Origin of the sequence: Paractinoplanes polyasparticus, assembly GCF_019710575.1 — a bacterium.
Classification (GTDB): Bacteria; Actinomycetota; Actinomycetes; order Mycobacteriales; family Micromonosporaceae; genus Actinoplanes; species Actinoplanes polyasparticus.
Genome location: NZ_JAHWFK010000005.1, coordinates 1 through 18,745, shown reverse-complemented (window position 1 = coordinate 18,745; position 18,745 = coordinate 1). Strand labels below are relative to the sequence as shown.

The 18,745-nt window shown below is 71.1% G+C and carries 18 protein-coding genes; 9 read left to right on the top strand and 9 right to left on the bottom strand.

Annotated elements, in window-relative coordinates; translation table 11 throughout:
- The first annotated feature begins 136 nt into the window (after window positions 1–136).
- Complete coding sequence (locus KXC43_RS07550) at window positions 137–2,500, top strand: S8 family serine peptidase (RefSeq protein ID WP_221375239.1); 2,364 nt, start codon at window positions 137–139, stop codon at window positions 2,498–2,500.
- On the opposite strand, the gene KXC43_RS07545 is transcribed toward KXC43_RS07550, so the two are convergent.
- Both KXC43_RS07545 and KXC43_RS07540 read right to left on the bottom strand, forming a co-directional pair.
- A complete protein-coding gene (locus KXC43_RS07545) occupies window positions 2,487–2,963 on the bottom strand; it encodes an SRPBCC domain-containing protein (RefSeq protein WP_221375238.1) in 477 nt (158 codons plus the stop codon). The genes KXC43_RS07550 and KXC43_RS07545 overlap by 14 nt on opposite strands.
- Window positions 2,960–3,292 (bottom strand): ArsR/SmtB family transcription factor, encoded by a 333-nt coding sequence (locus tag KXC43_RS07540; RefSeq protein WP_221375237.1) that lies wholly within the window; start codon window positions 3,290–3,292, stop codon window positions 2,960–2,962. The genes KXC43_RS07545 and KXC43_RS07540 overlap by 4 nt, the downstream gene beginning before the upstream one ends.
- 68 nt (window positions 3,293–3,360) lie before the next feature.
- On the opposite strand from KXC43_RS07540, the gene KXC43_RS07535 reads away from it, so the two are divergent.
- The 5 genes from KXC43_RS07535 (at window position 3,361) to KXC43_RS07515 (ending at window position 9,574) form a co-directional block, all read left to right on the top strand.
- The gene (locus tag KXC43_RS07535; protein WP_308129001.1) at window positions 3,361–4,206 is read left to right on the top strand and encodes an aldo/keto reductase; all 846 of its coding nucleotides are present in this window, start codon (window positions 3,361–3,363) and stop codon (window positions 4,204–4,206) included.
- A 3-nt stretch (window positions 4,207–4,209) separates the two neighbouring features.
- On the top strand, window positions 4,210–4,719 hold the full coding sequence (locus KXC43_RS07530; RefSeq protein ID WP_221375236.1) for a gamma-glutamylcyclotransferase family protein: 510 nt from the start codon (window positions 4,210–4,212) through the stop codon (window positions 4,717–4,719).
- A 96-nt stretch (window positions 4,720–4,815) separates the two neighbouring features.
- Window positions 4,816–7,233 (top strand): glycoside hydrolase family 3 N-terminal domain-containing protein, encoded by a 2,418-nt coding sequence (locus KXC43_RS07525; RefSeq protein ID WP_221375235.1) that lies wholly within the window; start codon window positions 4,816–4,818, stop codon window positions 7,231–7,233.
- A 164-nt stretch (window positions 7,234–7,397) separates the two neighbouring features.
- Entirely contained in the window at window positions 7,398–8,516 is a 1,119-nt protein-coding gene (locus KXC43_RS07520; RefSeq protein WP_221375457.1) for an RCC1 domain-containing protein, read from the top strand.
- Between the two features lie 116 nt (window positions 8,517–8,632).
- Window positions 8,633–9,574 carry an endonuclease/exonuclease/phosphatase family protein gene (locus KXC43_RS07515; RefSeq protein ID WP_221375234.1) on the top strand — a complete coding sequence of 314 codons (942 nt, stop codon included), beginning with the start codon at window positions 8,633–8,635 and terminating at the stop codon, window positions 9,572–9,574.
- A gap of 166 nt (window positions 9,575–9,740) precedes the next feature.
- Here KXC43_RS07515 and KXC43_RS07510 read toward each other — a convergent pair whose 3' ends face one another.
- Together KXC43_RS07510 and KXC43_RS07505 are read right to left on the bottom strand one after the other, a co-directional pair.
- Window positions 9,741–9,962 (bottom strand): helix-hairpin-helix domain-containing protein, encoded by a 222-nt coding sequence (locus tag KXC43_RS07510; RefSeq protein ID WP_255643768.1) that lies wholly within the window; start codon window positions 9,960–9,962, stop codon window positions 9,741–9,743.
- Between the two features lie 262 nt (window positions 9,963–10,224).
- Window positions 10,225–10,377 carry a hypothetical protein gene (locus tag KXC43_RS07505; protein WP_221375233.1) on the bottom strand — a complete coding sequence of 51 codons (153 nt, stop codon included), beginning with the start codon at window positions 10,375–10,377 and terminating at the stop codon, window positions 10,225–10,227.
- Window positions 10,378–10,762: 385 nt separating this feature from the next.
- On the opposite strand from KXC43_RS07505, the gene KXC43_RS07500 reads away from it, so the two are divergent.
- The gene (locus KXC43_RS07500; RefSeq protein WP_221375232.1) at window positions 10,763–11,530 is read left to right on the top strand and encodes a class I SAM-dependent methyltransferase; all 768 of its coding nucleotides are present in this window, start codon (window positions 10,763–10,765) and stop codon (window positions 11,528–11,530) included.
- 57 nt (window positions 11,531–11,587) lie between these two features.
- Here the strand turns inward: KXC43_RS07500 and KXC43_RS07495 are convergent, their stop codons facing one another.
- The 4 genes from KXC43_RS07495 to KXC43_RS07480 form a co-directional block, all read right to left on the bottom strand.
- Window positions 11,588–12,199, bottom strand: a complete 612-nt coding sequence (locus tag KXC43_RS07495; protein ID WP_221375231.1) for a hypothetical protein — start codon at window positions 12,197–12,199, stop codon at window positions 11,588–11,590.
- 178 nt (window positions 12,200–12,377) lie between these two features.
- A complete protein-coding gene (locus tag KXC43_RS07490; protein ID WP_221375230.1) occupies window positions 12,378–13,550 on the bottom strand; it encodes a GDSL-type esterase/lipase family protein in 1,173 nt (390 codons plus the stop codon).
- Complete coding sequence (locus tag KXC43_RS07485) at window positions 13,547–14,125, bottom strand: TetR/AcrR family transcriptional regulator (protein ID WP_221375229.1); 579 nt, start codon at window positions 14,123–14,125, stop codon at window positions 13,547–13,549. The genes KXC43_RS07490 and KXC43_RS07485 overlap by 4 nt, the downstream gene beginning before the upstream one ends.
- Window positions 14,126–14,552: 427 nt before the next feature.
- Window positions 14,553–15,194 (bottom strand): TetR/AcrR family transcriptional regulator, encoded by a 642-nt coding sequence (locus KXC43_RS07480; RefSeq protein WP_308129000.1) that lies wholly within the window; start codon window positions 15,192–15,194, stop codon window positions 14,553–14,555.
- Between the two features lie 83 nt (window positions 15,195–15,277).
- On the opposite strand from KXC43_RS07480, the gene KXC43_RS07475 reads away from it, so the two are divergent.
- A complete protein-coding gene (locus KXC43_RS07475) occupies window positions 15,278–16,075 on the top strand; it encodes a CE1 family esterase (RefSeq protein WP_221375227.1) in 798 nt (265 codons plus the stop codon).
- A 400-nt stretch (window positions 16,076–16,475) separates the two neighbouring features.
- Here the strand turns inward: KXC43_RS07475 and KXC43_RS07470 are convergent, their stop codons facing one another.
- Window positions 16,476–17,951 carry an MFS transporter gene (locus KXC43_RS07470; protein ID WP_221375226.1) on the bottom strand — a complete coding sequence of 492 codons (1,476 nt, stop codon included), beginning with the start codon at window positions 17,949–17,951 and terminating at the stop codon, window positions 16,476–16,478.
- 101 nt (window positions 17,952–18,052) lie between these two features.
- Here KXC43_RS07470 and KXC43_RS07465 point away from each other — a divergent pair, with 101 nt between their 5' ends.
- A complete protein-coding gene (locus KXC43_RS07465; RefSeq protein ID WP_221375225.1) occupies window positions 18,053–18,673 on the top strand; it encodes a TetR/AcrR family transcriptional regulator in 621 nt (206 codons plus the stop codon).
- The last annotated feature ends 72 nt before the right edge of the window (window positions 18,674–18,745 follow it).

Here is an 18,745-nt window from a genome sequence, read left to right as displayed (position 1 = left end):
CCGTTTGGTGATCACTGTTATATCCGATCAGGTGGTTGCCGTGTCGTCCTGCCGACTTCCGGATAACCGCGCGGCGGGCGAGGACTCCACTGACAGGGGACGAGGTCTTCGAACGACCCGACCAGGGAGGACCGCCATGGCCACCAAGATGCTCGTGACACTGCTGGAGCCTCGGGACGCGGCAGCCGTCCGTGCCGCCGGGGTGGAGGTGCTCGCCGAATATCCCGACTCGATGCTCGTCCGGGGCTCCGACGACCAGCTGGCGACGCTGACCGCGGGCGGCGTCGAGGCCACGGCCCTGCCCGACGAGGTCACCCAGGTCGCCGGCTCGCGGTTCGCCTTCGCCGACGCCGTCCGGGCGCAGGACGAGGTGCCGCTCCAACAGCACGCCGGGCGTACGGCGTACTACCTGGTCAAGCTGGCCGGTCCGGCGGCGCCGGAGTGGCTCGGCGTGGTGCAGTCGCTCGGCGGCGCCGTGCTGGACAGCGTCCCCGGGTTCACGCTGCTGATCGGGATGCTGCCCGAGCGCGTGCCGGAGCTGGCCGCCCAGCCCTGGGTGGACGACGTCACCCCGTACCGGCCGGCGATGAAGGTCTCGGCCAAGCTGCGCCGTGACCTGGCGCGTGAGCTGGGCGCCACCCTGCTGACCGCGGTGGCCGCCGAGGACCTGGCCGGGTCGGACGCGCAGCGGATCGAGGTCACGGTCTTCCCGGGCGAGAGCACGGCCGAGGTGTCGGCCCGCATCCGCGCGGCCGGCGGCGTCGTGTTGTCGACCGCCGGGCGTACGGTCGTGGCCGAAGCCGGGCCGGCCGCGATCGCCGAGGTGGCCGGCACGCAGGGGGTGCAGGCCGTGCTGCCGTTCGCCTTCGCCGAGCTGCACAACGACCGCGCGCTCACCGTCATGGGCGTGCCCACCGGGCACACGTTCGCCGGCCGTACGGTGACCGGCCGCGGCCAGCTCGTCGGGATCGCCGACTCCGGGCTGGACACCGGCGATCCCCAGGACATCCACCCCGACCTGCGGGGCCGGGTCCGTCGCATCACCAGCCTACCGGCCGGCCCCGGACTGGCGCCGTTCGTCACCGACCCGCCGAACAGCGACGACGGCCCGGCCGACGAGAAGTCCGGGCACGGCACTCACGTCACCGGTTCGGTGCTCGGCGACGGGGCCGCCGCCAAGGCGACCGGCTCGGCGTTCGTGCCGGCCGGGGCCGCGCCCGAGGCCGAGGTCTGGTTCCAGGCCATCGGCCAGCGCGTGAACTGGAAGACCGCCGCCCAGCTGGCCGCCGAGGGGGTCAATGTGAACCCGGCGGACTGGCCGCCGGCCGCCGACGGCCTGTACGGCCTGCCGGGGGACCTGACCGATCTGTTCGGCCCGGCCCACGCGGACGGCGTGCGCATCCACACCAACTCGTGGGGCGCCGCGAACTCCGGGGTCTACAACGCCGCGGCCCGCACCGTCGACAAGTTCGTGTGGAACAACCCGGACATGCTGATCCTGTTCTCGGCCGGCAACGACGGCAAGGACGTCAACGGCAACGGCGTGGTCGACCCGGACTCGATCGGCACGCCCGCCACCGCCAAGAACTGCCTGACCGTGGGGGCCAGCGAGAACAACCACCCGCGCGGCTCGGTACCGCCACCCGGCCGGGACATCGACTGGAGTCAGACGGTCAAGTTCCCGCGGCTGACCGCGGCCGGCCACGTCTCCGACGACGTCGACGGCATGGCCGCGTTCTCGTCGCGCGGCCCGACCGACGACGGCCGGATCAAGCCGGACGTGGTCGCCCCCGGCACCAACGTGCTGTCGCTGCGGTCGAGGGCGCTCCCACCCGGCGTCGATCCGCTGTGGGGCGGCCTGCCGGCCGGGCACGAACTGCGCGACCTCTACTGCTGGAGCGGCGGGACGAGCATGTCGACGCCGCTCGTGGCGGGCGCGGCCGCGCTGGTCCGCGAACGCCTGGTCGCCGGCGGCGCCACGCCCTCGGCCGCGCTGATCAAGGCGATGCTGATCAACGGCGCGGCCACGATGCGCGGCCAGTTCACCGGCGAGATCACCGCCGGGCCGAACAACGTCTGCGGCTTCGGCCGGGTCGACGTCACGGCCACGCTCGCGCCCGCTCCGGACCAGCAGCTGCGCTACGTGGACGACCCGGGCGCGGCCGTCGGCACCGGCGAGATGCGGCGCTGGACCGTGCCCGCGGCCGGTCCCGAGGTCCCGCTGAAGGCCACCCTGGTCTGGACCGACGCGCCGTCGCTGGAGGGCGTCGGCTCCCTGGTCAACCAGCTCTACCTGCAGGTGCAGGCGCCGGACGGCACCGTGTTGAACGGCGACACGACGCCGTTCCCGACCGCCACCAACAACGTCCAGCAGGTCACGGTGCCCGCTCCGGCGACCGGCACCTGGACCGTGCGGGTGCGCGGCGTCTCGGTCACCGCCGGCCCCCGGCAGCCCTTCGCCCTCGTGGTCTCCGGCGGGACCGGCCTCACGCCGAGGTAGAGCCCTCCGCGACCGCCGCGAGCTGCGTGGTGACGGCGCCCCAGCCGTCGAGGAAGCCCATCTTCTCGTGGCGGTCGCGGGCCGACGGATCGCCGTGACGCACGAGGATGCGGTAGTCGGTGCCGTCCGGGTGGTCGGCGAAGGTGATCTCCGCGGTCAGCGCCACCGGTTCGGGGTTCGTGGGCCGCCAGGCGCTGTCGACCGCGTTGGTGAAGACGATCCGCTCCTCGTCGTCGACCACGAGGAAGAGCGCGTCCATGTGCGGCGCGTAGGTGACGCCGTCCTCGCTCATGCGAGTCACGAGGCCGCCGCCGGGGCGGGCCTCCAAGCGGTCGACACGGCACTTCGTGGGAGCCGGGAGCCACCACTGGGCCAGGCGGGCCGGGTCGGTCCAGGCGCGCCAGACGGCAGCGCGCGGGGCCCGGATGACGCGGTTCAGGGCCAGATCGAGATCGGGATTCACGACGGGTTCTCCTCGGTGACGAAGTGTTCGAGACGGTCGGTGCGCTGCTGCCACAGGTCGCGCTGCTCGGCCAGCCAGTCCTCCACGACGGTCAGGCGGTCGCGGTTGAGCACACAGGTGCGTACCCGGCCGGCCTTCGTGGTGCGGATGAGCCCGGCCGATTCGAGGGTGCGCACGTGCTTCATGAAGGAGGGGAGGGTCATCGGGAAGGCGCCGGCCAGCTCGCCCACGCTGGCCGGGCCCTGACCGAGCCGCCGCACGACACCGCGCCGGGTCGGGTCGGCCAGGGCCACGAACACGTCGTCGAGCTGCGCCGAATACTGTGCCATGCGGCTAAGTATTGACCGGCTCGATACTTAGCGCAAGGGCTAAGTATCGAGGGGCGGATACTGGACGGGTGACTTCGATCAATCTGGGTGGAAAGCCGGTCGAGCGGCTGGGCTACGGCGCGATGCGCATCACCGGCCCGGGCATCTGGGGACCGCCGCGCGACCACGACGAGGCGATCCGGGTGCTGCGCCGGGCGGTCGAGCTCGGCGTGACGTTCATCGACACCGCCGACTCGTACGGCCCCGAGGTGTCGGAAGACCTGATCCGCGAGGCCCTGCACGACGGCCGCGGCTACGGCGACGTCGTCATCGCCACCAAGGGAGGCTTCACCCGCAGCGGGCCCAACCAGTGGGCGGCGGTGGGGCGTCCCGAATATCTGCGCCAGTGTATCCGCATGTCCCTGCGCCGCCTTGGCGTCGACCGGATCGACCTGTGGCAGCTGCACCGCATCGACCCGCTGACTCCGCGCGCGGACCAGTTCGGCGTGCTGCGGGAGTTCCTGGACGAGGGGCTCGCGGCCCAGATCGGGCTGTCCGAGGTGACGGTGGCCGACGTCGAGCAGGCGCAGGCGGCCGGCGTGCCTGTGGCGTCCGTGCAGAACCGCTACAACCTGGGTGACCGCCGCGCCGAGGAGCTTGTCGACTACTGCACCGAGCAGGGCATCGCGTTCATTCCGTGGGCGCCGGTCGACGCGGGCGCGCTCGCCCAGCCGGGCGGCCCGCTCGACGCGGTGGCCCGCTCGCACCCGGGCACGACGACCGGTCAGCTCGCGCTGGCCTGGCTCCTGCGCCGCTCCCCGGTCATGGTGCCCATTCCGGGCACCTCGTCGGTGGCGCACCTCGAGGAGAACTGCGCGGCGGCCGGTGTCGAACTGACCGACGACGAGTACGAGGCCCTGACGAAGGCTGCCTGACCCGTGGCTGTCGTCTTCGGGTACGGGTCCCTGGTGGCGCCGGCCACCATCGCGGCGCTGGGCGGCCGCGACCCGGCCCGGGCCCGGCTCACCGGGTGGTCGCGCACCTGGAACGTGTGCACCGACAACACCGCGAACGGACCGGTCGTCTACGAGGATGTGAGCGACGGGAGCCGGCCGCCGATCCAGGTGCTCTTCCTGACGATCGAGCCGGGCGCCGCGGTGGAGGGCGTGCTCTTCCGCCTGCCCGACGACAAGTTGCCCGCCTTGGACGCCCGGGAGGGCAACTACACGCGGATCGCTGTCGAGCTGGACGGTTCCGGGCCGGCGTGGACGTACGTGGCCCGGCCCCAAAGCGCCGAGCGGGCGCGCCATGGCATCGCAGCCGGCACGGCCCGCATCCGCCGTGACTATCTCGAGACCGTGGTCGCGGCGTTCGGCGCCCACGAGGGCATTCCGGCCCTGGAACCGCTTCCAGCCCCCGTCGTTCCGCTCCGCCGTCTCCGTCGCTGACGGCGGGAGTTGTTCACACCGTGGAAGCATCATTGTAATGGGAGCGCTCCCATGCAACCATGACGGTCAATATCTGATCGGCCTGAGGGACACGCTATGCGCTCACTGGGGACGGCCGCGCTTGTCGGAGCGCTCGGCCTTTCTGTCATCGCTGTGCCGCCCGCGCGGGCCGCGGCCGTCCTGCCCTATCAGGACCCGTCGCTCCCGGTCGCCACACGGGTAGCCGACCTGCTCGGGCGGATGAGCCTCGACGACAAGGCCGGGCAGATGACCCAGTCGGAGCGGGGGGCGACCACCGCCGCCGACATCACCGCGTACCGGGTGGGCTCGGTGCTCTCGGGCGGCGGGTCGGCGCCCGCGAACAACACCCCGGCCGGCTGGGCCGACATGTACGACGGCTACCAGCGGGGCGCCCTGGCTACGCCGCTCCAGATCCCGATTCTGTACGGGATCGACGCGGTGCACGGCAACAACAACGTGCCCGGTTCGACGATCTTCCCGCACAACATCGGGCTCGGCGCGACCCGGGACGCCGCGCTGGTGGAACGGATCGGCAAGGCCACCGCCGAGGAGGTCACGGGAGCGGGTCAGGACTGGACGTTCGCGCCCTGCCTGTGCGTCGCGCGCAACGACCGGTGGGGGCGCACCTACGAGTCGTACGGGGAAAAGCCGGAGCTCGCGACGGCCATGACCACCATCGTGGACGGCCTGCAGGACAACAGGGTGCTCGCCACGGCCAAGCACTACATCGGCGACGGCGGCACCACGGGCGGCGTCGACCAGGGCAACACCGAGATCAGTGAGGCCGAGCTGCGGAGCGTTCACCTGCCGCCGTTCACCGCGGCCATCGAGCGCGGCGTCGGCTCGGTGATGCTCTCGTTCAGCAGCTTCAACGGGACCAAGCTGCACGGACACAAATACCTGATCACCGACCTGCTCAAGGGCGAGCTCGGGTTCACCGGATTCGTCGTCTCGGACTGGGCGGCCATCGACCAGCTCGACGGTCAGCGCGGCTTCACCCAGGCCGAGGTGGTCACCGCCGTCAACGCCGGGCTCGACATGGCGATGGTGCCGACCGACTGGAAGGTCTTCGTCGGCTACCTGAAGGCCGCGGTGCAGGCCGGGCAGATCCCGATGACGCGGATCGACGACGCCAACCGCCGCATCCTGACCAAGAAGTTCGAGCTGGGGCTCTTCGAGAAGCCGTACGCCGACCGCAGTCTCGCCACGACGATCGGCGGCACCGAGCACCGCGCGCTGGCCCGGCAGGCCGTACGCCAGTCGCAGGTGCTGCTGAAGAAGGGGATCCTGCCGCTGGCCAAGACCGGCGGGAAGATCTTCGTGGCCGGCCGGAGCGCCGACGACCTGGGCAACCAGAGCGGCGGCTGGACGCTGAGCTGGCAGGGCGCGAGCGGCAACACGGTGACCGGCACGTCGATCCTGTCCGGCATCCGGGCCGCCGTCGGCGCCGGCACGACGGTGACCTACAACCGCGACGGCACGGGCATCGACAGCTCGTACCGGGCGGCCGTCGCAGTGGTGGGGGAGACGCCGTACGCCGAGGGTGAGGGCGACCGGCCCGGCTCGATGAGCCTGGACGCGACCGACCTGGCCACCCTGTCCCGGCTGCGCGCGGCCGGGGTGCCGGTGATCGTGGTGCTGGTCTCGGGCCGGCCGCTGGACATCGCCGCGGAGGTCGGCAACTGGAACGCGCTGCTCGCGGCGTGGCTCCCGGGCACGGAGGGGGCCGGCGTGGCCGACGTGCTCTTCGGCGACTACGCCCCGACCGGCAAGCTGCCGGTGACGTGGATGCAGTCGGCCGCCCAGCAGCCCATCAACGACGGCGACGGCAAGATACCCCTCTACCCGTACGGCTTCGGGCTGACCTACTCGGACCCGCCGGCCGACACGACGGCGCCGAGTGTGCCGGCCGCCCCCACCGCCACCGGAGTGACGGCGACGGGCCTGACCCTCACCTGGCCGGCGTCGACCGACACCGGCGGCAGCGGCCTGGCCGGTTACGACGTCTATCGGGACGGGGCGCTGATCGGCTCGCCCGCGGTCGCCACCTACCCGGTCAGCGGTTTGAGTCCGGCTACCGGTTACGAGTTCACCGTGGCAGCGCGGGACGCGGCCGGCAACCGCTCGGCCCGCTCGGCGGCGCTCGCGGTGACCACGGCGACCGGCACGCCGGGTGGCTCGTGCCGGGTGCGTTACACCACGAACGACTGGAGCACGGGCTTCACCGGGACGGTCGCGGTGACCAACACCGGGATCACCGCGGTCTCGCCGTGGACGCTGACCTGGACGTTCAGCGGCGGGCAGAGCATCACGCAGGCGTGGTCGGCCCGGGTCACCCAGTCCGGTTCAGTGGTGACTGCGACCGGGGAGGCCTGGAGTGCCGCCCTCGCTCCCGGCGCGACCGTCAGTTTCGGCTTCAACGGCTCACACGGCGGGAGCAATCCGCGGCCCGCTTCGTACAGCTTGAACGGCGCCACCTGCGAGGCCTCGTGACTTTCCCCGCATCGTCGTCTCGTCGACCCGCTCGTCGTCCCGCTCGTCGTCCTGCTCGTCGTCCTGCTCGTCGTCTCCTCATCGTTCCGTTCGTCGTCCCCTCGTCGTCCCCTCGTCGTCGTCCTAGGAGGAGTCCCCACGTGAAGAACAAGATCCGCGCCTTGATGATGGTGATCGGCATGGTGATCGCCGGGGTCGGCGCCCTGGCGGCCCCGGCTGCTGCCGCTCCGGCGCCCTCCGATGTCGCCACCGGGTACGGGCACACCTGCACCATCCGCACCGACGGCAGTCTGTGGTGCTGGGGTGGCAACTACAGCGGCCAGCTGGGGGACGGCACGACCACGAACCGCACCGCGCCCGTGCGGGTGGGGACCGCGACGTCGTGGGCCGGCATCGACGGCGGCACCAGCTACAACTGCGCCGTCCGGACCGACGGGACGCTGTGGTGCTGGGGTAGCAACAACCGGGGCCAGCTGGGCGACGGCACCACCACCCGGCGGACCGCTCCCGTGCAGGTGGGCACCGCTACCACCTGGGCCGGTGTGAGCGCTGGCGACAGCCACACGTGCGCGGTGCGTACCGAAGGAACCTTGTGGTGCTGGGGGTTCAACCGCTTCGGGCAACTCGGTGACGGCGCGGCGGTCTACAGCGCGACCCGCCCGCTGCAGGTCGGCACGGCGACCAACTGGGCGAGCGTGACGGCCGGCTTCGCCCACACCTGCGCGGCGCGCACCGACGGCACCCTGTGGTGCTGGGGCGACAACTCGACCGGGCAGCTCGGCACCGGCGCGCTCGGCTACAAGACCACCCCGACCCAGGTCGGCACCGGAACGTCCTGGTCCGAGGTGACCGCGGGCTACCTGTTCACCTGCGCGACGCGCACCGACGGCAGCCTGTGGTGCTGGGGCGAGAACGGCTACGGCCAGCTCGGCGTCGCCGGCAACTACCAGGCCGCCCCGGTCCAGGTGGGCACGACCACCACCTGGAACGGCGTCAACGCCAGCTTCGACACGGCCTGCGCCACCCGCACCGACGGCAGCCTCTGGTGCTGGGGCAACAACGCCTACGGCCAGCTCGCCGACGGCACCACGACCCACCGCTACGCTCCGACCCGCATCGGCACCGCCACCACCTGGACCTCCGACGCGGCGGCGGGCTATCACAACTGCGCCTTCCGTACGGACGTCAGCCTGTGGTGCTGGGGCAACAACGACAACGCGCAGCTGGGCGACGGCACCACCACCCAGCGGCAGGCCCCGCAGCAGGTTTCCCTGCCGAGCTGAGTTTCTTGCGGGCACGCGCTTCCCTTCCGGGAGGCGCGTGCCCCTCCTTCGGCCGTTCGTTGCGCGCGCTTGTTTGGCTGCGCGTGCCCGTCGACGGCGCCAACTATCATGCGCTCATGGCGATTCGCGTCGCTCGATTCGCGACTGGTCGCAGATCCGCCTTGCGGTCGCTGATGTCCGCGGTGCTGGCCGTTGTGACCACGTTGGCGCTTCCGGGCGCTGCGGGTGGCCCGGCGGCATCGGCCATGGACGCGCTCGCCGGTCGCGCCGCAGCCGCCGACCTGCACGTGATGACGTTCAACCTGCGCTACGCCGGCCCCGGCCTGCCGAACTCGTGGCCCCAGCGCCGCCCGGTGATGCGCAACCTGCTGACGACCGAGCAGCCCGACCTGATCGGCACCCAGGAGGGGCTCAACGACCAGCTGCGCGACCTCGAAGACGACCTGGGCGACCGCTACGACTACGTCGGCACGGGCCGGCTGGGTGGCAATCGCGGCGAGTTCATGGCCATCTTCTACAACAAGGAGCGGCTGACCCGGCAGGCGTACGGTCATTTCTGGCTCTCCGACACCCCCGAGGCCCCCGGCTCGGAAACCTGGGGCGGGTGGTCGGTTCGCATGGTCACCTGGGCCCAGTTCCAGGACCGCAAGACCGGCAGACGCTTCTACGCCGTCAACACCCACCTCGACAACGCCAGCGAACACGCCCGCCGCATGTCCGCCGACCTGATCCGCGCCCGCCTGCAAACGACGGACCCGCCGCTGCCCACCGTCCTGACCGGCGACTTCAACACGCCGGCCCAGCCGGGCAGCTACGTCTACGACATGCTGGTCACCCGGGCCGGCCTCCGCGACATCTGGCCCGCGGCCACCAGGCGCGGCCGCCTCTACGGCACGTTCCACGGCTACAGCCCCCTGGTGCCCGACGGCCCGCGCATCGACTGGGTGCTCACCACGCCCGGCATCACGGCCTCGGCCGCCCTGATCAACGCCTACCACCGGGACAGCCAGTACCCCAGCGACCACCTGCCCGTACAGGTCCGCCTCCGCCTGCCCTGAACGGCCGCTGTCAGGTCAGGACGTGGCTGGCTCATATGGGCGTGACATCGCGGTGATGCGCGCCGGACGCCGCTGACGACCGGCATCTGTTCCCGAGCGGAGCCGACCGGCGTAGAGGAGGCGTGGTCCATGGCCGTTCGTCGGCGAGGGCGAGGCGGTAATCGGTCTATGGCCGTTCGTCGGCGAAGGCGAGGTGGTGCTCGGCCAGTGCGGAGGCCAGGATGGCGACCGCCTTGGGCCCGACCCCGTGCAGGGCCAGCAGGTCGCGGCGGCGGTAGCCCGCGACCTGCACGAGCGTCGTAACGCCCGCCACGAGCAAGGCGCTGTTGGCCGGTCGCCCGATGGGCGGCAGATCACCGATCTGCGCCGGCACATCGCGAGTGCTCACGAGTCCACGATAGTGCGGATCCCGCATCCGGACTTCCTCCCGACGCGGGATCCAGCCATGGCCTGGAGCGGCTCCATCGGTACATCCGCTTCCGGCTGAGCCGACTTACCGTGCGCCGTGATCCGACGGACGCGCCACCACCCGGCCGGCCTCCCAGGCGCCGCCGCGGCGGTCGTTCGACACCGACCGCCGGCGGCTGATGTTTCAGCCACCACCCACGGCCGCAGCGGCCGGGTAGCAGTGACGCCATCGCACCTGCTGGTCAGTAGCGGCGGCGGCCCTGGAGCTTGGTGAACAGCCCGCGCAGCCGGCGCTGATTCTCGGGCTTGGCCAACTGCCGGCGACCCTGGTCGACCATCTGCTGCCCCTTCGGGCTCTGCAGGAAGGCGCGGACACGTTGGGCAAAGCTTGCCATGCGGGTTCCTCCTCGAGTGACGTCCCCTTGACATACCCATTCGCCCGGTGCCGCAAGCGTGGGCAAGCCGGCGGGGACTCGAATCCCCTGATAGGGCGGTCTCGTCGTCGTTCCGGCGCCGTCGTGGCCTGACCGCGGGCCGGCTGACGAAGCGCGCCGCCGGAGCCACGCCGCACGTGGTCGACCGGGCGGCCGTTGCGCCGTGCGTGCGCTGCTCGGGGCTCCGCACGCCCTTCGGTGCTCGAAACCGGTTGTCCCGGCGAAGTCGCCCCGCGAGACTGGCCTGGCTCTCTTCGGTGGGCACCCCGCTCGGGAAGCGCGGCGCCTGGCACAAGCTCAGATCCCCAGCGTCGTGAGGAGCCTTCGCGTGGCAGGAAAGTCGGTGGTGGCGCACTTCGACGGCGTCGCCGATTCGTACGATCAGATCCTGCCGTTCTTCGGCCGTTTCGCCGAGGATGTTGTGCGCCGTATCGATCCGGCGCCCGGAATCCGAGCTCTGGATCTGGCCGCCGGCCGGGGAGCGTTCACGCGCGAGCTTCTGGGCCGTGGCTGTGAGGTCGTTGCGGTCGACGGTTCGCCCCGCATGATCGAGCTTCTCGAGCGCGACTTCCCGGCCGTCGACGCCCGCGTTCTGGACGCCACGCGTCTCGATTTCGAGAGTGGCACCTTCGACCTGATCGTCTGTGGATTCGCCATTCACATCATCGACGACCCCGGCGCCGCCCTGGCCGAGGCCGTCCGAGTGGCGAAGCCCGGCGCGCACCTGACTTTCACTGTTCCCGGCCGGGCCGACGGCGCGCCTGATCCGTGGCCGGACCCGCTCGTCGACCTCTATGCGGAGTACCGCCGATTTCAGGCCGACGGATCCGGGCGGCACGGTAATGACGTCGAGGAGAGCGAACTCTTCGAGCAGTCCAGCCTGATCGATGTCGCGGCGGTGACCCTCGAGGTGGCGCTGCCCGTTCCGGATGGCGAAACCTATTGGCGCTGGAGCCGATCCCACGGTTCCGGCCGTTTCATCGACGGACTCCCCGCGGACAAGCGCGCCGAAATGCACGCTCGCCTGCTGGAGCGTGTGGCCGCGATGCCGGAGTTCGTCCTCCGCCGCTCGGCCACCCTCTGGACCGCCCGCAAACCCGACGGCAGCGTCTGATCACACGCCAGCACGAGCGGATCGCCCGCTGCCGCCGGTGCATGCGTACCGGTTGTTCTATGAAGCCCACAACGACTCGGCGGGCCAACCCACCTTGCGGTCGGACTCGGTCAACGGGCTGTAGTACGCCACGGATCGCGGTTCGCCGGTATCGTCGAAGCCTCTGAACTCGGCAACATCGTCGGGTGACCGGACGAGGCCGGGTAGCGTAACCAGCCCGCCAGGCGGTACGGGCGCAGTGATTTCCTCACCCCCGTACCGGATCTCGACCGTGCTGATCGCCCGGCTGGCGACGACGGTCAGTTCAGCCAGCCAGCTGCCGCCCACGTGGGCCATCTGCGCGCCCAGATTCGTCAGGTCGCTGCTGTGTGAATCCGGTAGAGGTCCGTCATGACGACGGAGCACCCACTCGGGCAGGCCGGAACCCGAGCAACTGTCCGGCGCCAGCCACTGGCCGTCGACGGACCGTTCGACCAGATGGACGTCGGACAGAAGCGCATCGCCGTCCTGCCCGTCACGGCGCAGGGCAACGACCGAGCCGTACCGTCCCCAGACACCAGCCGCCGCAATCACCACCCCACCCGATGGCACCACCAGCGGCAGATCCGGAGCACCGCGGTCCAGAGCACCGAACAGCTGGTCATCCTCCAGAAAGCTGGGCTCGAACACGCTCCCACCTTAGTTCCGGCGGCGATGGCAGGGTGCCTTGCGTGCCGACGGCTGTGGCTGCTTTCGCCAGGTGCCGACGGCCACCGGCTCTCTGGAGCGAGATGGAGCCTTGGGCCACCCGCGGCGGCGGTCAGGTGTTACTCGTGTTCGTCGGCCTGGCCGCCGCCTGTGCGCCTGGTTACCGAGCGTCTTGTGCGGGGGCGATGGGGCTGAACTGGGGGAAGGCCCGGTCCGCGAAGCGTTCGCCCATCACGCGGTGGGTGGCGGCGTCCGGGTGGAGCTGGTCGGGCAGCGGGCGTACGGCGAAGTCGGCCTGGCCGTACAGCTCGCGTCCGTCCAGATAGGACAGGTTCGGGTCGGTCTTGGCGCGTTCGGTGACGATGCGGGTCAGTTCGTCGCGGATGACGGTCAGGGTCAGCTTGCCCGCGGCGCGTTCGGCCGGGTCGCCCGTGGCGATGAAGCCGAGCCGGCCCTCGGCCAGCGCCGCCTGATCGAAGGCTCCGGGGCCGGGTGTCTCCTCGTGGATCGGGCACAGGATCGGCGACACGACCAGCAACGGTGTGGACGGGTGGCCCTCGCGCAGCGTGTCGAGGAAGCCGTGCACGGCGGGGCCGAAGGCACGCAGGCGCATCAGATCGGCGTTGACGATGTTGATCCCGATCTTGACGCTGATCAGGTCGGCCGGCAGGTCGCGCATCGTGCGGGCGGTGAACGGGTCGAGCAGGGCGCTGCCGCTCAGGCCAAGGTTGGTCAGATCGAAGCCGGCCCGGGCGGCCGCGACGGCGGGCCAGGTGGTGCTCGGGCTGTCGGCGTTCGAGCCGTGGCTGATGGAGCTGCCGTGGTGCAGCCACCGCGGGCGGCCGGAGGCGGGTGCGGGCTCGATCGGCTCGTCCGTACGGAGCTCGATCAGCTCGGTCTTCTCGTTGTGGGGCAACCAGATCTCGACCGTCTTGAGCGTGGGGGACAGGCCCTCGAACCGGGCGCGGCCGGGCTCACCGTGCTCGGCTTCCGCCGCCCCGGTGGCGAGGTCGATGGTGATGGTGGTGCCGCCGGTCACGGTCTGCATGCCGGCGGGAACACCGTCGGCGTACAGGTCGTAGACGCCTTCCGGCCGGGGCGGAGCGCCGCGGTAGACGAGCTTGGTCGGTGCGGTGACGAGTTCGATGACTGCCGCTTTGGTGCGGAACACCAGCCGTACGCCGGAAGGTTGCGCCTCGGCCGTAGCCAGTTGCGGGTCGTTGCCCTGGGCCCGCGCCCAGGCGGGCAGCCGGTGCGGCAACAGGCCGTGGGTGGTCTGCTCGAGCTCGACGGCGCCGCGGATCAGGTCGGCCGTGACAGGGGTGGTGATCATTGTCGTCCTTCGTGGGGCCAGTGGTGCAGCAGGGCGTCGAGCGCGTCGAGGATGCGCTCCCACGACTGCTGGGGGCCGGGTTTGCTGTGGTCGAAGCTGCCACCCAACTCCTGGGTGATGTAGCCGTGGAAGACGCTGCCGATGAGCCGGACGGCGTGAGTCTGGTCGGGCTCGGCCAGCTCATAGCCACGCAGGATCGCCCGCGTCATGGCCGAGTGCCGGGGCCCGGCGCTGGCCAGGGCGGTCTCGTGGTCGAGCCGCAGCTGAGCCGCGGCGTACCGGCCGGGATGCTCGCGCGCGTAGTCGCGGTAGGTGGTGGCGAGCGCAACCAGCGCGTCCTTCCCGGCGCGCCCGGCCAACGCCTCAGCCCCCCGGTCGGCCATCTCTTCCAGCGCCAGCAGAGCGATGCGGACACGCAGGTCTTCCGCATTGCGAACGTGCGAATACAGGCTCGCCACCTGCACCCCGAAGTGCCGTGCGACGACCGAGGGCGTCACCTGCTCGAAGCCCAACTCATCAGCCAGTTCGGCGCCGGCCCGGGTAACCCGCTCCGCCGTCAGTCCCGCTCGTGCCATGTGCGCTCCTTCCTAAAGCCATTGTGCACTTGACTAAAGCCTTTAGGCAACTCGATGCGCCGGACGACGAGTGGCTTCAGGCGGCGGCTGAGCGTCCATGGCGGGTCGGCGGGTTGTTACAAGCGCCGGTCATGAGGTTCCGCGGCGAGGCGTCAGCGGCTGGACGCGGCGGCCGCGAGGCTCCGTGGCGGTCGCGAACGTTCTGAAGGCGGCGGTCAGCGGCTGCGGGGACCGCTGGAGTGGCTGGAGGTGGCGGTCAAATAGTTCCCGGCGCGCCAATCTGCGGCCGGCGGGGTGGTTGAGGTCGAGCACCCTAGGCCGGGGCGGGCCGGCACGTATCGCCAACGGCTGTCAGTGCCGCCGCTACTGCTCTGCGCCATGGGTCCACACCTTCAGCGCCACCGACGTCACCATCGAGCAAAGCCGCTCACGGCTGCGCATGCCGGTCCGCCGCGGCCTGTCCTTCGTCTTCAGCGCCCTGGCCGTCGCCGCCGCGCCCCTGGCCACTTGCATCGCGTAGTGACAGGCCTTCGAGTACGACGTTGAGATAGCGGCGGGTCAAGGCCGGGCGCTCGGACGGCGCGGCGTGCACCGTGGCTGCGAACACCACGCCGCACATCAGCCGGATCACGTCGGCCCGCTGCACCTCCGGGCGGATCCGGCCCGCGGCGTGCACCCAGGCCAGCAGTTCGCCGGTCAGCGCGTTGAGGCGGGCCACCAGTTCGGCGGTTTCGGGCAGCTCGTGTGTGGCGGCGGCGACAACCGGTTGGACAGCGGGGTCTGCCAATTGCGCGTTGATGCCGGCGGTCAGGAAGCCGGCGAACGCGGCCCATTCGTCGTCGTCGCCGCGCAAGGAGGCCTCGGCGTCGGCGACCAGCTTCTCCAGGCTGGGGCGGGCGAGCGTTTCGAGCAGCGCCTCGGCTGTGGGGAAGTGGCGGTAGACCGTAGCCACGCCGATCGACGCCTCGCGGGCGACCTCGTTGAGTCGCAGCGGACGGTCCTCGTCGAGGAACGCGCGGCCGGTGTCGACGATGTTCTGCCAATTGCGGGCGGCGTCTCTGCGGGTCACGGTGACCAGGATAACCGGATAGTCCATCCGGATGCTGTTACGCTGAAACGGATAGGTCATCCGCGAACGGCGAGGGGCTTGCCATGCAGATCGACGCGGCGGGGCGCACCCGCAGTTACACCCTGATCGAGCCGGACGGCGGACACGACCGCCTGTTGCTGGTCTTCCACGGCTCGACGCAGAACGCCGCCAAGTTCCGCTCCTTCACCGGTGGGGTGTTCGACGCCATCCCGGGAACGGCTGTGGCCTACCTCGACGGCTTCCGCGGCAACTGGAATGACGCGCGCGTCGCCAGTCGCTTTCCGGCCCGCCTGGCCGGCGTCGACGACGTGGCATTCGCCGAGGCCGTGGTCAAACACCACGCCGACGGGCGCGAGGTCTACGCGGCCGGCTACTCCAACGGCGGCGGGATGGTGGTGCGGCTGCTGCACGAGCGCCCCGACCTGATCGCCGGCGCGACCATCATCGCGGCCCAGCAGCCCGCGCCCTCGAACTTTCTCGTTCCCGGCCTCCCCGTCGTACCGAAACCGGTCTTGATCGTGCATGGCACGGCCGACCGGATCGTGCCCTACGAGGGCGGCGAAATGGCGGCCTGGGCCCGCCTCGCCTTCAAGGTCGGCGGCGAGATGCTTTCCGCGCCCGAGACCGCCGCCTATTTCGCCGCCCGCAACGGCATCACGGCCCCGCCGACGACGGTGGAGATCTCCGCCTCACTCAGCCGCACAGACCACCACCAGGCCGGACACGCACCCGTCCGCCTCTTCACCGCCCGCGGCGCGGGCCATACGGTCCCGGGCCCCCACCCGGCGCCCAGGCTGGTCGGCCGCACCAACCACGACCTCCACACCACCACAGCAATGGCCGAGTTCCTCTGGTCGTGACGCCCGAGACAAACCAGGCCCGATGGAGAGTCACGCGATCGGTCGCGGCGCGTCGGCCGATCCGCCTGTCTCGCACCGCGACAGAGTGAACGGTTGACGGCCCCACACCTCAAGGCCCCGCTGTCGGCCCGCAGGCACGCATCTCGCAATCTGGCGTGGCTGATCGTGGTGGTCGGCTTGTGCCTCCGCGTCTCGAAGGTCTGGTCCCGCAGAACTGGTCGTGGTGGCCGGTTTGAGTGGCAAGCGCCTCTCGTGAGGCTGGTGCAGCCGGCGCGGCACGACCAGCTACATCGTCTCGTGGATTGCGTGGGGCGGCCCGGCCCGGCCTTCCATCTGCTGAGCGGGTGGGAACGGCGAGGCGCGGGAACGGCCGCCGGAGCATGGCGCCCGTTCCAGGTGGCTAGCGTGTTGTGGAGCCGAGGCCGGCCGGGATGTCGACGCCCGCGGCACCGAGTACGGCCTCCTCTTCGGCCTCCAGCGTGGAGATTGGCGCTGGGCGGCGGTGCGGCAGGCCCAGGGCGATCAGGGTTGCTGCGGCCGCGGCGAGTACCGCGCCTGTGACGAAGACGCCGACCAGCTGGCTCTCGTGGGGAAGGGGAGTGCCGGGCACCAGGTTGCGGGTCACCATCGTGACCACGAAGGCGGTGCCCAGGGACATGCCGACCGTGCGGGCGATCGAGTTCACGCTGTTGGCGATGCCGGTCTCGGCGGGCGGCACGTTCTCGATCAGCAGGGCCGGCAGTGCTGCGTAGCCGAAGGTCACGCCCGTGTTGACCAGCAGCGCGCCGACGATCACCTCCCAGGTGGCGTCGTGCAGCGCGGCCAGCATCGCGAAGCCTGCTCCGGCCACTGCGGCTGCCGCGACCAGGGTGGCTTTTGCGCCGAAGCGGGACACCAGCCGGCCGCCCAGCGGGGCTGTGACGATGCCGCTGGCGTTGCCGGGCAGCAGGTAGACCAGGCTGGCGGCCAGGACCGTCGAGCCGAAGCCGTATCCGGCTGCCGTCGGCGGGGTCTGGACCAGGCTCGATACTGCCAGGAAGACCGCGAACATCGAGAAGCCGAGGAACATCCCGGCCAGATTGGCCACCACGATCGGGCGGTGGGTCAGCATGCGGGTGCTGACCAGCGGCTGGCTGATGCGGCGTTCGATCAGCACGAAGGCGGTCAGCACGACGACGGCGGCCACCAGCAGGCCGATCACCTGCGGTGAGCCCCAGCCCCAGCCGTTGCCCTCTTGGAGTGCGAGCAGGAGCAGTACGAGGCCGAGGCCCAGCAGCCCGGCGCCGATCAGGTCGAGGCGGCCGGTGGCGGCGGCGGCGCGGCGGGGGAGGGCGGCCACGCCGGCCAGGCCGATGACGCTGAGGGCCGTGGCCAGCCAGAACAGCTGGTGGTAGTCGCCGCCGTTTCGCATGAGCAGGCCGGTGACGGTGAGGCCGGCGCCCGCGCCGACGGCCAGCATGCCGCTGACCAGAGCCATCGCGCCGGTCAGGCGGGCCGGCGGCAGTTCCTCGCGCAGCACGCCGATGGAGAGCGGGAACAGGCCGAAGCTGGCGGCCTGGGCGACCCGGCCCAGCAGGAGCAGCGGCAGGCTGGTGGTGGTGGCCGCGAGCAGCGAGCCGGCCAGCACCACGACCAGGATGCCGATCATGACGGGGCGCCGGCCGTGCAGGTCTCCGAGCCGGCCGAGCACGGGTGTGAGCACGGCCGCGGCGAGCAGGTTGGCGGTCACCACCCAGCTGGCCGCGGTGGCTGAGACGCCGAGGTCGGCCCGGATGTTGGCGATGACCGGCACGACGAGGGTCTGGAGAGCCGAGACCAGCAGGACGGCGTAGCACGCGACCGGCAGCACGAGCCGGGACGGTGAGATGGACGGCATGACGCGAACGCTAGACGCGTCGGCGACGATTCTCAACACAGTGTCGAAAAAGCGGGATGTGACGTCGATTTCCTTCGACGACGGGGTTGTAGGATCGGCCCGTGCCTGCCATCGGAAGCCGCCGCGGACCCACCAAGGGCGATCAGCGTGAGCGCGCCCTGCTCGCCGCCGCCCGCCTCGTGTTCCGGGAGAAGCCGATCAGCCAGGTGACCATCGACGAGCTGGCCGGAGCGGCGGGCATCGCTCGTTCGGGCTTCTACTTCTACTTCGAGTCCAAGCAGGCTCTGCTGGCCGCGCTGGTCGACCAGGTGATCGGCGAGAACGATCTCGAGATGGCGGAGTGGCTGGCCTCCGACGGCCTCGACCGCAAGGCCCTGCGGCTGGGCCTGAGCCGGGCGCTGGTCCGCTGGAAGATCGACGGCCGCTGGCTGCGTGAGGCTTTCATCAACCCCGACCCCGGCCCCGACGTCATGCAGATCCGCGACCGCCTGGTGGCCGAGGGCTGCACGGCGTTCAGCCGCCGCATCGAACGCGACGCCCGCGCCGGTCTCACCGTCATGGGCCGCCCCGCGCTGCTGGCGACCATGGCTGTCAACCTGCGGAGCGTCACCTTCGCCGAGGCCTACGCCCACCCGGCCGCCTACCCCGACGACGAACTGCTCGACACCTTGACCGACGCGATCCTGCGCCTCGTCTACGGCGTGACGCCGGACCGGTCGTGACGCCGGACCGGTCGTGACGCCGGACCGGTCGTGACGCCGGACCGGTCGTGACGCCGGACCGGTCGTGACGCC